The following is a 14,144-nucleotide window of genomic DNA, read 5'->3' as shown; positions in this document are numbered from 1 at the left end:
GATCCCGCCCCGATCCAGCCCCGATCGCCACCCGGCGCGCCTAGGCTGGAGCGCATGCGATCGACGCCCGCCGCCGTGCCCACCGGAAGCTCCTCGACCTCCCCGCGTGCCTCTGCCGGGACGCGCAGCCACCGGGGGATCCCCGCGGCCAGCTCCTCGTTCCACGGGGGTGCGTCCGCGGGCGCCGGCACCGCGTACCTGCGCTACCCCGACGTCCACGGCGACCTGGTGGTGTTCACCGCGGCGAACGCCGTCTGGGCGGCGCCGCGCAGCGGGGGTCACGCCTGGCAGCTGAGCGATGACGGGCATCCTGTCGCCTACCCGCGCATCTCCCCCGACGGCACCCGTGTCGCCTACACGTCGCGGGCCTCCGGCCAGCCCGAGGTGCACCTGGTCGGGATCGACGGCACCGATGCGGCCCGTCGCCTCACCTGGTGGGCCAACCGCCACACCCGCGTCGCGGGCTGGCTGGCCGACGGGCGCATCATCGTCACCACCGGCCACGGCGCGACCCTGGCCTCGCGCGACGCGCAGCTGTGGGCGCTCGACGCCGAGGGACATGCCGAGCTCCTCCCCTACGGCCGCGCCAGCGAGGTCGCCGTTCACGAGGGCACAGGCACCACGGTGGTCGCGACCATGTGGCGCAAGGAGCCCGTGACCTGGAAGCACTACCAGGGCGGCACTGCGGCGCGGCTGTGGATCAGTCGCGAGAGCCTCGACATCGACGCCCCGCACGACCAGCACGCCTCGCGCTCGTGGGAGGCGCTGCGCGACGACCTGCTGGCCAGCAAGACCCGCATCGCCTTCCTCGGCGACCGACTGATCTTCGCCTCGGACACCCCGGGGGAGGACGCGGCGATCACCGACCGCGCGAGCGGCAACCTGTGGTCGGTGGCCCTGGACGGCTCCGACCTGCGCTCCCACACCACGCTCACCAGCGCCGAGGGCTACCTGCGGGATCCCGCGACCGACGGCTCCTCGATCGTCTTCGCCTCCCGCGGTCGGCTGTTCACGATGGACGGGCTCGAGGGCTCGCCCCGGGAGATCCCGGTGATCGTCGCGGGTGTCGGCGCCGCCCGCCGCGAGCGCTCCGCCGACCCGCACCGCAACCTGCTGGCGATGCGCCCCACCTTCGATGCCCGTGCGAGCGTCGTCGAATGGCGGGGCTCCGCCCACACCCTCACCCACCGCGGTGGACCTTCGCGGCTGCTCGCCGGCGAGAGCGGGCTGCGCTTCCGGGAGGCGGCGCCGCTGGGCCGCACGCCCTTCGCCGTGGTCGTCACCGACGAGCTCGCCCAGGGCGACCGCACCGACCCCGACGCATACCCGGGCCGTACGGGCTCGGACGCCCTGGCCCTGCGACGCCTGGACGCCGAGGGCGAGCAGATCACGTTCGACCTCGGGCCCGTCGGCCGCATCCTGCACGCCGTCCCCTCGCCCGACGGCACCCACGTCGCGATCGCCACGCAGGACTACGTGGTGCGCGTGGTGACCCTGCGCGGGATCACCGATCCGGCCACCACCAGCGGGAAGGACGCCACCACGAGCGAGGACCACCCGCAGTCCCCGCAGCTGGACTCGGTGCGCGAGGTCGGCCGCTCAAGCGGTGGCGAGATCCGCGACCTCGCCTGGTCACCGGACTCCCGCTTCCTGGTGTGGGCGGAACCGGCCAGCGAGTTCGTCTCCCGCCTCATGGTCTCCGAGGTCGACGACGCCGAGCCGACGGGCCGGGCGATCTCCAGCGGCACCTTCCTGGAGAGCTCGCCGACCTTCACGGCCGACGGCAAGCACCTCGCCTTCGTCTCGGCCCGCACCTTCGAGACCCAGTACGACGACCTCGTCTTCGACCTCTCCTTCGTGGACTCCGAGCGTCCGTTCCTGCTGCCCCTGGAGCGCACGACGCGCGATCCCTTCGGCCCCGACGCCGACGGCTGGGAGCCCGGCGGCGCCGAGGAGAAGCCCGGTGAGGCCGCCGGCGAGAAGCACGGGAGCGACGCGGGCACGTCCGGCGAGGGCGGAGCCGGCACGGCGTCGGGCAGCGGCGCGACGCACGGCGCCCACGACTCCACCCCCTCGGACCCGTCGGCCCCGGCGAGCGCGACCCGCGCGGCCGGAGCCCAGGAGGCCGACCGTCCGCCGCACACGCGGATCGACCTCGAGGCGACCGAGGAGCGGATGGTGCCCTTCCCGGTCCCCTCCGGCCACTTCTCCCACCTCCAGGCCGTCGCGGGCGGTGTGGTCTGGCTGCGCCATCCCGCCGAGGGCGTGCTGGGCTCGACCCGCGCCGGGGCGGAGGGCGAGGAGCCCGGGCCGACGCTCGAGCAGTGGAGCTTCGCCGACCGCAAGGTCACCGTGCTCGCCGAGGGCGTGAGCGACCTCTGGGTCTCCGGCGACGGCAAGCAGCTGGTCACCCGCCAGGGCGATGACCTCGTGCAGATCCCGGCGGACCGCAAGGTCGAGGACGACGACCCCGCGCGCATCACGATCGATCTGGACCGTCTGAGCCTGCGGGTGGACCCGGTACTCGAGCGCCGCGGGATGCTGTGGGACAACTACCGGATCATGGCGCAGCAGTACTGGCGTCCCGACATGGACGGCCAGGACTGGCACGCGATGGTCTCCTGGTACGACGAGGTCGTCGAGCGCCTGGTCACGATCGACGACTTCTCGGACATGATGTGGGAGGTCGTCGCCGAGCTCGGCACCAGCCACGCCTACGTCATGGTCCCGCCCGGCGTGCGCGAGAAGGGCGCCGCCCCCGGCCTGCTGGGCGCAGACCTCTCGGCCGACGGGGACCGCCTGGTCATCGACCGGATCCTGCGCGGGGACTCCTCGGACCCCGACGCCCGCTCGCCGCTGCTGGCCCCGGGCGTCGCCGCTCAGGAGGGCGATGCGATCGTGCAGATCGGCGGCCGCCCCGTGGACGTCGCACTCGGCGCCGGTCCTCTGCTGGCGGGCTTCGAGGACACCCCGACCGAGCTGGTCCTCGAGCGCGAGGGCGAGCGCCGGCGCGTGGTCGTCACGCCGCTGGCCGACGAGTCGCAGCTGCGCTACCAGGACTGGGTCGCCTCCCGTCGTGCCGTCGTGGCCGAGGAGTCGGGTGGACGCCTGGGCTACCTGCACATCCCCGACATGGTCTCCAGCGGCTGGGCGCAGATGCACCGTGACCTGCGCGAGGCCAGCCAGAAGGAGGGCCTCGTGGTGGACGTGCGCTACAACAGCGGCGGCCACACCTCGCAGCTGGTCACCGACCGTCTGGCCCGCACCGTGGTCTCGTGGGACTACCCGCGCGGCGAGCGTCCCTCGACGTATCCGGCCTTCGCGCCGCGCGGCCCGGTGGTGTTCGTGACCAACCAGGAGGCCGGGTCCGACGGCGACATCGTGGGCGCGGTCGCCAAGGCGATGGACATCGGCCCGCTGATCGGCACCCGCACGTGGGGCGGCGTGATCGGCATCGACGGCCGCTTCGACCTCGTCGACGGCACCGGCGTGACCGAGCCGAAGTACGCGAGCTGGTTCGCCGGGGTGGACTGGAGCATCGAGAACTACGGGGTGGATCCCGACATCGAGGTGCCCTTCCCGCCGAGCGAGTGGCTCGCGGGCAACGACCCGCAGCTCAGCCGGGGGATCCACGAGGCGCTGGCGACGCTGGAGCAGACCCCTGCGGCGAGCGCTCCGCCGCTGCCCCCGGCGCGGTTCGGGAGCGCGAGCGACTGATCGGGGAGATCAGCGCCCCGAGCACGGCGAGCACCTGACCTCGCGCCACCTCTACCGCCACCCGCCGGTGATTCGGCTTGGCTCGATCCATCGAGAGTCCGTCAGAACCGCACGGCGATCCGGTCGACCGCCGTCCCGACAGGGCCCGTCGTCGCGGGGCGGTCGGGCCCCTCCGCCCCCTCGACCCGCCGAGACTCGGGGCTCTGCGCGAGGCGGGCGACCGGGACGGTGGCGTCGGGCCTCAGGGTGCGAGCGATCGATGTGCTGCCGCGCTCGAAGGCCTCCCCCGGCGTGCGGGCACGCCCGATTCGAGCGCCCTCCCCCGGCCGCACCCAACGGGGGTCGTCGTCGGGGCCGGGAGCGGGAGCAGGGAAGAGCAGGCCGAGGACGACGCGCCCGAGGGCGCCGATCGCGACGGAGACGGCGGCGATGAGCAGGACGAGGAACAGTCCGAGGATCAATGCGTTCATGGGTCGAGCCTGGCCCTGCCGACCCGAAAGCACCAGCGAATGTTTCTTCCCTATTGTTCAGTTCTGCTGATGGTTCTAGGCTGACCGCATGCTCGATCCCCAGAAGCTCCGCGTCCTGCGCTCCGTCGTGGAGACCGGCAGCATCCGCGCCAGCGCCGAGGCGCTCGGCTACACCCCGTCGGCCGTCAGCCAGCATCTGACCTCCCTGCGCCGGGAGACCGGCCTCGAGCTCGTCGAGCGCTCGGGGCGCGGCATCACGGTCACCCCGCACGGGATCGCGCTCGCGAAGGAGGCCGGCGCGGCCCTCGATGCGCTGGATGCCCTGGATCGCACGGTCAAGGACCTCTCGAGCGGTCTCACCGGCTCGCTCCGCCTGGGGTACGCGAGCTCTCTGGCCGCCTCGTGGGTCCCCGAGCTCTCCCGCGACGTGCGACGCGCCTTCCCCGATCTCGGGCTCGACCTGATCCTGCGCGACTGCAGCTGCGAGGACCTGCTCCAAGCGGGAATGGACATCGTCGTCGGCGAGGGGGTCCAGCGGCCGAACAGCGCCGAGTGGGTCACCCACGACATCCTCGAGGAGGGCTATGTCGCGCTGGTCGGTGCCGACCACCGCCTCGCCGGGGCCTCCGAGGTGCCCCTCAAGGAGCTCGCCGAGGAGTCCTGGGCGACCGACGATCCCCCGGAGTCCTCCTGGTTCGGCAGGATCCTCTCGGCCTGCCGCGCCGCAGGGTTCACACCGTGCGTCGAGATCAACCCCAACGACTACGCGACCGTGCTGGGCTTCGTGGCCACCGGCGAGTACATCAGCGTGCAGCCCTCGGTGATCGCCCAGGACATGCGCCCGGACGTGGTCGCGATCCCGCTCTCGCCACCCGCGCCGCGCCGCCGGATCAGCGTGCAGGTGCGTCGCACGGTCGCCCGCAACCCCGCGACCTGCTTCATCGTCGAGCGGCTCCACGAGATCGCCGAGCTGCGCGCCCGGGACATCCCCGGCGTGGTCCATCTGAACGCCCCGACCACCGCCCGACCCGCCACGCTCGCCGCACCCGCACCGGCCCCCGAGACCAGGAGGATCCATGCCCTCACCTGACATCGACACCCGTATCCGCGAGCTGCCGGTGCGCGCCGAGATCGCCGAGGGCACCCTGATCCTCGAGGTCGACATCGCCGGCACCGAGCAGCAGCTCTGGGACGCGATCACCGACCCCGAGCACCTCGCACGCTGGTCACCCGTGGTTCCCGACCGGCCGCTCACCGAGGTGGGCCCCGCCCTCAGCCGCGAGAACCCCGATGAGGACCCGGTCACGGCCGATGTGCTGGCCACCGCCGGACAGCACGCCCTGACCCACCGCTGGGGCGAGGCGACGATGGGCTGGCTGATCGAGGAGGGCCGGCTCGACATCCAGGTGAGCCTGCCTGAGCTCGAGCAGGCCCAGTACTTCGCGGCCGGCTGGCAGGTGTGCCTGGCGGTGCTCGACGCCCAGCTGAGCGGCCTGGACCAGCCGCGGATCGTGGGCATGGAGGCGATGGAGCACGGCTGGGAGGAGCTGCGCGCCCGCTACGCCGAGCAGTTCGGTCATCCCGACGGGCAGACGCCGACGGCGTGAGCGGCGTACTGTAGGTACATACCTACATCGGAGGTACGAGATGCCCACGATCAGTTCCCGTCAGTTCAATCAGGACGTGAGCGCGGCCAAACGCGCCGCCACGGATGGCCCTGTCGTCATCACCGACCGCGGTGAGCCCGCTTTCGTATTGCTGACCATCGACGAGTACCGGCGTCTCGACGAGCCGAGGGTGGACATCGTGCACCGGCTCAGCATGGAGGACGAGATCGAGATCGAGTTCGATGCCGTCTCGCTGGACCTGAAGCACCCCGAGCTGTGACCTTCCTGCTCGACACGAACGTGATCAGCGAGCTCCGCAAGCCACAGCATCGGATGGACACAGGGGTGAACAGCTGGGCCTCGACGAGGCTCCCCCAGGAGCTGCATCTGTCGGCCATCACCATCCTGGAGATCGAGCTCGGCATCGCCCGCCACGCCCGCCGGAACCCCGAGCAAGCAGACCGCCTGCGCGTCTGGCTCGAGGAACAGGTCCTGGAGGTGTTCTCGCGCCGCATCCTTCCCGTGGACGTCCATGTCGCACGGAGGGCCGCACATCTTCACGTCCCGGATCAGCGCCCGGAACGCGACGCCCTGATCGCCGCGACCGCCATGGTCCACGGCCTCACCGTCGTCACCCGCAACACGTCCGACTTCGCGCCCACAGGGGTGGCGTTGCTCGATCCATGGTCACCTCGCGAGGCGTGAGCGGCACCTGCATGTCCTGACCACGCGGCAACTGGTGGCCGCTTCCACGCCACAGGCCCTCACCTCCCTATCCTTGCGGGGACCCCGTTCACGCGGTCCGCCCATCGTCGGACCGCATGCACCGCGCCGCCCACCTGCTGGAGGATCAGTGACCCCGCGCTTCGCCACTCCGTCCGACGACGCCGTCGGCCCGTTCGTCGTCGGCCTGGACGTGGGCTCCGGCGGCAGCCGCGCCGCCGTCTACGACGCCTCCGGTCGCGAGGTCGGCACGCGCCACCACAAGGTCGAGCACCAGTTCACGACCTCGGCCGATGGCACCTCCACGATCGACGCCGACCAGGTCGTCGAGGAGCTGTGCACCGCGATGGAGGCCGTGCTGGAGGGGAACCTTCCCGGCCCGGTGGTCGGCATCGGTGTCGACACCTTCGCCTCCTCGCTGATCGCCGTCGACGACTCCGGCGCCGCGATCACCCCGTGCATCACCTACGCCGACACCCGCTGCCGCGACCAGGTCACCGCCTTGCGCGACGAGCTGGACCCGACCGCGCTGCACGACCTCACCGGAGCGCGCCTGCACTCCTCGTACAACACGCCCCGTCTGCGCTGGCTGCGCGAGCAGCACCCCGACGTGTTCTCCCGCGCGAAGCACTTCATGGCGCTCGGCGAGTACGTGGCCCTGAAGCTGCTGGGCACGGGCGCGCTGGGCACCGCCTCGGCCGCGTGGGGCGGCATGATCGACCGCCGCACCGGCGAGTACGTGCCCGAGCTCGTCGAGGCGGCGGGCGTCGACCCCGACACCCTGGCCGCACCGCTCGACCCCTCGCAGGGCATCCCGGTCGAGGGCACGAAGCTCGCCCAGCGCATCCCCGTGCTCGCAGGCGCGACCTGGATCCCGGTGGTGGGCGACGGCCTGACGGCCAACATCGGCATCGGCGCCGTCGGCCCCGGCACCTGGGGCATCTCGACCGCGACCTCCGGCGCGATCCGCCAGCTCCTGGACACCGACACCGGCCGCCTCCCCGAGGGCCTGTGGGCCTACCGGGTCGATGCCGCCCGCACCCTGGTCGGCTCGGCCATGAGCGACTGCGGACGGGTGCTCGACTTCGCCCGCACGCGCTTCGCGATCCCCGAGGACGTCAGCACGATCGACACCACGTCCCTGCTGAGCGCCGCGCCCGACGGCGGGGTCCCGCTCGTGGTCCCGTTCCTCTCCGGCGAGCGCGGCACCATGTGGCGCGACAGCGCGCGGGCGGTGTTCGCCAACGTCTCCTCCTCCACCACCGCGGAGGACCTGCTGCGCGGCAGCCTCGAGGGCCTCGCCCTGTCCTACCTGCGCATCGCCGACCAGCTGCGCACCATCGGCGGCGAGCCCCAGCGGATCGTGCTGTCCGGCGGTATGACCGAGAACGTGCCGGCGTGGCTGCACCTGCTGGCCGACGCCCTGCAGATCCCGATCGACCACGTCGCCATCTCGCGTTCCACCATGCGCGGCGCCGCCCTGCTCGCCCTCGAGCAGACCGCTCCCGACGTGGAACGCGCGACGATCCCGGTGCTGAACACCGTCGATCCCGTCGCCGAGCACGCGGACTACTACCGCGAGCGCCTGCGGCGCTTCGAGGTCCTCGCCGACGTGGCGTGAAACCCCCTGGGTGCACGACGTTCTCCCCTGAAGCGCGCTCCTTCGATCCTCACCGCCGCCCGCTGGGCCCGGTGCTGCCCCGGACCACGAGGCGCACGGGCAGGGCGCCCTCGACGGGGCCCTTGATGCTGGAGGGCTGGCGGATGCGCCGCACGATCCGGTCCACGGCCGCCCTGCCCTGCTCGCGCTTCGGGGCCGCGACGGTGGTCAGCCCCGCGCCGACCAGGCGGGACAGGGGAATGTCGTCGTGCCCGATCACCGAGAGCTCCTGCGGCACGCGCACACCGTCGCGCAAAGCCGCGACCAGGAGCCCCAGGGCCTGCAGGTCGTTGTAGCAGATGACGCCCTCGGGCAGCGGCTCACCGGCGGCGCGGGTGGACTCGACGAGCTCGGCGTAGGCGTCCTCGCCACCCCGGGAGGTCGGCGGGAAGGGCCCGATCCGGTTCACGCGGATGCCGTGCTCGGCGGCCCGGGTGCGGGCCGAGCGCCAGCGCTCACCGTCGGACCAGGAGTTCGCCGGGCCCGCCACGTAGGTCACGGTGCGCACCTGGTGGGACTCGAGATGCGCCATCGCCTGGCTCATGCCGTGCTCGTAGTCGGGTGTGACGGAGTCGAGCCCCGCGACCCGGCGGTTCAGCACCATCATCGGCACCCGCTTCGCGAGCTGCAGCAGGGTCGCGTCCGAGAGCCGGGTCCCCGTCAGCACGATCCCGTCGACCACCTCGAGGGAGCGCTCGAGAGCGGCGCGCTCGCGGTCCTCGTCCTCACCGGAGTCCAGCAGGATCGGCAGGTACTCGGCGGCGTGCGCGGCCTCCTGCATGCCCGTGAGGACCTCGGCGAAGTAGGGGTTGGACAGGTCCGGGGTGGCGACGCCGAGCCGACCCTGCCGGCCGGTGCGCTCCTGCTGGTCGGGGGCCTCGACGCGGTAGCCCAGGCGGCGCGCGGCCTCCATGACCTTGGCGTGGGTGGCGGCGCTGACGCGACCGGGCCGGGAGAAGGCGCGCGAGACGGTGCTCGGTGCGCAGCCCACCTCGCGGGCCACGTCGTAGATGGTGACGCTCTCCTTCTCCGCCATCCTGTCCCTTCCTGTGCCTGCTCGCGCCGTTGCTGCACTCGGCGGGACGGCCAGGTCGGATCGCGCGGGGACCTGGTGCGGAGGCCTCCTGCCGCGCCCTGGATGTCGTGCCCGTCAGTACGGCCCAGGATACCGCCGGGACCGGGGCGCGAACCGCGCAGGATCGGGCGGAGGACGGGGGATCAGCCGGCGACCGCCTCCTCCTCGCGCCGCTCGTGCAGATCCTCGACCATGGTGCTGAAGGTCTTCTCGTCGATCGGGTAGAACTTCATGACCAGCGCGGAGAGCAGCCCCATCAGGATCGGCAGTCCGCCCATCACGAGCGACAGCCCCAGTCGCACGTGGTCGGAGGTGTTGGTGGCGGTCGCCGCCGCGTCCGAGCCCTCCATGAAGCCGAACAGGGCGATGAAGCTCAGGGCGAGGTAGCGCCCCAGGGCCTGGCTCATCTTTCGGGCGAAGGAGAACAGCGAGTAGGTGGCGCCCTCGGCGCGGTCGTCGTTCTTCCACTCGCCGTACTCGACGGTGTCCCCCTCCAGGGCCCACATCAGCGTGTTGTTCAGGCCCACGCCGAGGTTGGTGAAGAAGTAGCCCAGCAGCGCGAACGGGAAGGAGTGCCCGAGGACGAGCAGGACGATCCCGCCGAGGATGAAGCTCGCGCAGCCCAGCAGATAGCCGCGGCGCTTGCCGATGCTCGCGATGATCCTGGGGGCGAAGGGCGCGATCACGAGGTTCGCGACCACCCCGGCGAGGGTGAGCCAGATGAACAGGGTCGCATCGCCCAGCACGAAGCTCGTGAAGAACGCGGCGACGGCCTGCATCCCGTACATGCCGCCCAGGAAGATCACGCTCGAGGCGCACAGGAAGGCGAGCGGGCGGTTGGTGCGGATCACCCGCAGGGACTGGCGGACGCTGAGCTTCGGGGTCTCGCGGAACACTCGCTCGCGGACGCCGAAGAAGCAGACCATGAACAGGATCATCCCCAGCACCAGGAAGCCCAGCGCGCTGATCGTGATGGAGGTCTGGAGGGCGTCGGCGTCACCCTCGTGCTGGTTGATCTGCGGGGAGATCACGAGAACGAGCAGCAGGGTGATGATCTGGCCGCCGTAGGTGCGGGCGGCACCGAGCTTGCCGCGGTCCTCGGCGACCTGGGTGATGGCGGGGGCGAGGGAGCCGTAGGGGATGTTGATCATCGAGTAGACCAGACCCCAGACCGCGTAGATGACGGCGGCGACGATGGCGGTGAGTCCCTGCGATCCCATGTGGGGGATGGTGAACAGCAGGACGGTCAGGATCATCAGCGGCAGACTGCCGAACAGGATGAAGGGCCGGAACTTGCCGAAGCGCGTCATGGTCGAGTCGACGACGCGCCCGGCGATCACGTCGGCGAAGGCGTCCCAGATCAGCACGACCAGCGAGATCGTCGCGACCACGCTCGCGGGCAGGCCCAGCACGGTGATGAAGTACAGCGGCAGGAAGTTGCCGGCGAAGGCGAAGGCGGTGTTGCAGCCGGCGTCTCCCGCGCCGTACGCGAACACGGTGCGGAAGGGCAGGCGGGCCATCGCGGCACGAGGATCGGGGCGGGCGGCGCGCAGCGCTTCGGGCGAGGAGCCGTCCGGGCCGACGGGATGTGGCTGAGTCATGTCATCTCCTTCGATGCGATGGTCACTCGCATCAAGGAGTGTGCGATCAGCCTCCTGCCGGGCCGAGAACGTGCCGGAGGTTGCCAGAGGCCGCAGACGGGGCCGCAGCCTGCCAGCGGCGACGCGCCTCAGCGCGGCTCGTCGGGCTCCTCGTCCGGATCCTCCCCGCCGATCAGGTCGAGCTGGAACCAGGCGACGTCGTGCCAGGCGCCATGCTTCCGCCCGACGTTTTCCAGTACGCCGACACGGGTGAAGCCGAGACGTTCGTGCAGACGGTCGCTCGCCGGGTTGGGCTGGGCGACGACGGCGATCGCACGGCGGTAACCGCGCTCGCGCAGCCGCGGCAGGAGCGCGTCGTAGAGGGCCCTGCCGCGACCGGCTCCACGATGCTCGGTCTCGAGATAGACACTCACCTCGCAGGTGAAGCGGTACGCCTCGCGGGGCCGGAACGCGCCGGCGAAGGCGAAGCCCACGACGGCGCCCTCCTCCTCGAGGACCAGCCAGGCGTAGCGCGCGGTCGACGTCTCGATGCGGCGGGCCATCTCCTGCTCGCTCGGCGGCTCGGTCTCGAAACTGACCGCGGTATCGCGGACGTAGTGCGCGTAGATCGCCGCGCAGGACGCGGCGTCCTGGGGACTGGCGGGGCGGATCAGCCGTGCGTCGCTCACAGCAGCAAGCGTAGGACGGTGGCCGTTGCCGCCACCGGACCGGGGGCGGCCGCGGGACGCCCCCGGCCACCCCTCGACCGTCCCTGGTCACCTGACATGCGCCAGGCATAGGCTCCGACGCGGCGGGACACGGTCGCCACGGGCGACGCCGCCGACCACGAGGAGTGATCAGCAATGCAGTACTCCCAGCTCGGCCGCACCGGCGCGACGGTCTCCCGCCTCGTCCTCGGCACCATGAACTTCGGCCCGCACACCGCCGAGGACGACGCCTTCGCGATCATGGACCGCGCCCTGGAGCAGGGGGTGACCTTCTTCGACACCGCGAACGTCTACGGCGGGAAGGAGCATCGCGGCTGGACCGAGGAGATCGTCGGCCGATGGCTCGCTCGTTCCGGTCGTCGGGAGGAGATCGTGCTGGCCACCAAGGTGTTCGGCGAGATGGGGCCCGGCCGGAACGACCGCGGGCTCTCGGCGCTGAACATCCGCCGCGCGGTGGACGCCTCCCTGCGCCGCCTGCAGACCGACCACATCGACCTCTACCAGATGCACCACGTGGACCGGTCGGCCCCGTGGGACGAGATCTGGCAGGCGATGGAGGTGCTGGTCGCACAGGGCAAGATCAGCTACGTGGGCTCCTCGAACTTCGCGGGCTGGCACATCGCCCAGGCCTCGGAGGCCGCACGCGCCCGCCACGGGCTGGGTCTGGTCTCCGAGCAGTCCCTGTACAACCTGCTCTCACGGCACGTCGAGCTCGAGGTGCTGCCCGCCGCGGAGCACTACGGCCTCGGCGTGATCCCCTGGTCGCCGCTGGCCGGCGGCAAGCTCGGCGGGCGCAGCGAGAAGGGCGTGCGCCGCCAGAACGCGAACACCCGCTTCGACTCCGAGGGCCTGAACGACCAGCTCGGGAAGTGGGAGGAGTTCTGCTCCGAACGCGACCTGACACCGGGCCAGGCGGCCCTCGCCTGGCTGCTGCACCGCCCGGGCGTGCTGGGCCCCATCATCGGGCCCCGCACGATGGAGCAACTGGACTCGGCGATCGACGCCGTCGACATCTCCCTCTCGGACGAGGACCTCGCAGCGCTCGACGAGATCTTCCCCGGCCCCGGAGGACCGGCACCGGAGGCCTACGCCTGGTGAGGTCGGGCGCCGTCGCGCTCCCGTCGTGGTGTTCGTGCCATGTCAGGGGCGCGCAGCGGCCCGTCCCGGTGTCGTGGTCGCTCGCACATAGGTCGACGTCCCGGATGATCCTGGGATCGCTCGACGAGCGCTGTGATTCGTTTTACACTCGGGAGCGGTCCACCAGCCCAGGAAGCCCGGAACGGCCGGGGGCACCGATACCGCCCGGCCCACGAGGCACCGCCGCCCCGATCCGAGCTCCTCCGTCCCGAGGAGATCCCATGGCCCCCACCACCGTCCTGCGCCGCCTGCCGGCTCTCGCCGCTGCCCTGGCGGGCGTGCTCGTCGCGCCCCTGCTCGCTCCCGCCGCCGCTGGAGCAGCCGAGGAGTCCCAGCCGTTCGGCGGCAACGTCAGCTACTCCTGGGAGATCCCGGACGCTCCGGCCTCCGGGATGACCAGCCTGACCATGCCGATGCGGATCCACACCGACTCCGACCACGTCGACGGCAGCTACGTCGCCACCCAGTACGCCTTCACCGGGCAGGACGACATCGGCTACATGGGCCTGCAGCCGCGCAAGGACGAGGACGGCAGGGCTCGACTGCACGGCGTGTTCTCGAGCTTCATCGCCGGCACCACGTCGACGAGCTCGACCTGCACCGAGGGCGCCGACGGCGGTGAGGGTGTCAGCTGCGCCGTCGACTTCGACGCCGTCTACGGCCGCACCTACGACCTCGAGGTGCGCAGGACCGCGGCGAACACCTGGAGCGGCAGCGTCATCGACTCCGTGACCGGGAAGCGCCACCTGATCGGGGAGTACACGCTGCCCGCGGGCAGCGGCAAGCTCCGGAACTCGCAGGTGGGCTTCGTGGAGAACTACTGGAACTACTCGGGCACATGCGAGGGGATCCAGCGCATCGACGCCACCGTCGGTCGTCCCAGCACGGGGCGGCTCACAGGACGGGCCGACGCGCCGAAGGAGTACGGCGCGTGCCTCGACCAGGCGAACTACTCCTCGAGCGTCCACGACGGCGCCGTGAGGATCTCGCGCGGCTGGCTCTGAGTCGGACCGCCGATCGCCGACCTCACCACACCAGCAGGCAGAACGGGTGCCCTTCCGGGTCCCCCATCACGTACAGCGGTTCGTCGGGATCCCCGGACCGGTCCATGAGCAGCCGCGCACCCAGCCGTTCGGCCCGCTCGCGCTGGGCCTCGAGCTCCTCGGCGTCGGGGACGGCGAAGTCCATGTGCGCCTGCATGGGGATCTCCTCGCTGGGCCAGGTCGAGGGGCGCAGGTCGGTCTTCTCCTGGATGGCGACGATGCGTCGGTCCTGCTCGTCGAGCAGGACCAGCCAGTCGGTGTCGTCGGGCCCCTCGGTGGGAGGCTCGCCCCCCTCGCGGTAGTGGAGTCCGAGCAGTTCGCAGTAGAACTCGGCAAGGCCTCGGGGGTCGCGGGCGTCGAGAGCGGTGCTGATGAGCACGGGATAGGTCATGGGGCCTCCTTGC

At 71.7% G+C, this 14,144-nt stretch carries 13 protein-coding genes; 8 read left to right on the top strand and 5 right to left on the bottom strand.

Features of this window, described 5'->3' with window-relative positions; all coding sequences use genetic code 11:
- The first annotated feature begins 54 nt into the window (after positions 1-54).
- On the top strand, positions 55-3,717 hold the full coding sequence (locus DEO23_RS09230; protein ID WP_109275742.1) for a S41 family peptidase: 3,663 nt from the start codon (positions 55-57) through the stop codon (positions 3,715-3,717).
- A gap of 101 nt (positions 3,718-3,818) precedes the next feature.
- On the opposite strand, the gene DEO23_RS09225 is transcribed toward DEO23_RS09230, so the two are convergent.
- Positions 3,819-4,187, bottom strand: coding sequence for a hypothetical protein (locus DEO23_RS09225; RefSeq protein WP_133249859.1), 369 nt, complete (start codon positions 4,185-4,187; stop codon positions 3,819-3,821).
- An 88-nt stretch (positions 4,188-4,275) separates the two neighbouring features.
- Here DEO23_RS09225 and DEO23_RS09220 point away from each other — a divergent pair, with 88 nt between their 5' ends.
- The 5 genes from DEO23_RS09220 (at position 4,276) to DEO23_RS09200 (ending at position 8,138) form a co-directional block, all read left to right on the top strand.
- On the top strand, positions 4,276-5,277 hold the full coding sequence (locus DEO23_RS09220) for a LysR family transcriptional regulator (protein WP_109275740.1): 1,002 nt from the start codon (positions 4,276-4,278) through the stop codon (positions 5,275-5,277).
- Entirely contained in the window at positions 5,264-5,794 is a 531-nt protein-coding gene (locus tag DEO23_RS09215) for an SRPBCC family protein (protein ID WP_109275739.1), read from the top strand. The genes DEO23_RS09220 and DEO23_RS09215 overlap by 14 nt, the downstream gene beginning before the upstream one ends.
- Before the next feature lie 40 nt (positions 5,795-5,834).
- Positions 5,835-6,074: a type II toxin-antitoxin system Phd/YefM family antitoxin gene (locus DEO23_RS09210; RefSeq protein WP_109275738.1), complete on the top strand. Its 240-nt coding sequence runs from the start codon at positions 5,835-5,837 to the stop codon at positions 6,072-6,074.
- Positions 6,071-6,499, top strand: a complete 429-nt coding sequence (locus DEO23_RS09205; RefSeq protein ID WP_109275737.1) for a type II toxin-antitoxin system VapC family toxin — start codon at positions 6,071-6,073, stop codon at positions 6,497-6,499. Before DEO23_RS09210 ends, DEO23_RS09205 begins: the two co-directional genes overlap by 4 nt.
- 148 nt (positions 6,500-6,647) lie before the next feature.
- On the top strand, positions 6,648-8,138 hold the full coding sequence (locus DEO23_RS09200; protein ID WP_109275736.1) for a gluconokinase: 1,491 nt from the start codon (positions 6,648-6,650) through the stop codon (positions 8,136-8,138).
- Positions 8,139-8,187: 49 nt separating this feature from the next.
- On the opposite strand, the gene DEO23_RS09195 is transcribed toward DEO23_RS09200, so the two are convergent.
- The 3 genes from DEO23_RS09195 to DEO23_RS09185 all read right to left on the bottom strand — a co-directional run bounded on the left by DEO23_RS09195 (position 8,188) and on the right by DEO23_RS09185 (position 11,521).
- A complete protein-coding gene (locus DEO23_RS09195) occupies positions 8,188-9,213 on the bottom strand; it encodes a LacI family DNA-binding transcriptional regulator (RefSeq protein WP_109275735.1) in 1,026 nt (341 codons plus the stop codon).
- A gap of 182 nt (positions 9,214-9,395) precedes the next feature.
- The gene (locus tag DEO23_RS09190) at positions 9,396-10,853 is read right to left on the bottom strand and encodes a glycoside-pentoside-hexuronide (GPH):cation symporter (protein WP_109275734.1); all 1,458 of its coding nucleotides are present in this window, start codon (positions 10,851-10,853) and stop codon (positions 9,396-9,398) included.
- 128 nt (positions 10,854-10,981) lie between these two features.
- Entirely contained in the window at positions 10,982-11,521 is a 540-nt protein-coding gene (locus tag DEO23_RS09185; RefSeq protein WP_109275733.1) for a GNAT family N-acetyltransferase, read from the bottom strand.
- A gap of 174 nt (positions 11,522-11,695) precedes the next feature.
- Between DEO23_RS09185 and DEO23_RS09180 the strand changes: the two genes are divergently transcribed.
- Entirely contained in the window at positions 11,696-12,658 is a 963-nt protein-coding gene (locus DEO23_RS09180; RefSeq protein WP_109275732.1) for an aldo/keto reductase, read from the top strand.
- 260 nt (positions 12,659-12,918) lie between these two features.
- Entirely contained in the window at positions 12,919-13,701 is a 783-nt protein-coding gene (locus DEO23_RS09175) for a DUF3472 domain-containing protein (protein WP_109275731.1), read from the top strand.
- 22 nt (positions 13,702-13,723) lie between these two features.
- Here DEO23_RS09175 and DEO23_RS09170 read toward each other — a convergent pair whose 3' ends face one another.
- Complete coding sequence (locus tag DEO23_RS09170; protein WP_109275730.1) at positions 13,724-14,131, bottom strand: VOC family protein; 408 nt, start codon at positions 14,129-14,131, stop codon at positions 13,724-13,726.
- Between the last annotated feature and the right edge of the window lie 13 nt (positions 14,132-14,144).

The sequence above is a fragment of the Brachybacterium endophyticum genome, assembly GCF_003130585.1.
GTDB classification, from domain to species: domain Bacteria; phylum Actinomycetota; class Actinomycetes; order Actinomycetales; family Dermabacteraceae; genus Brachybacterium; species Brachybacterium endophyticum.
Note: the sequence above shows the minus strand (reverse complement) of the source record. Positions and strands in the feature narration are given on the sequence as shown.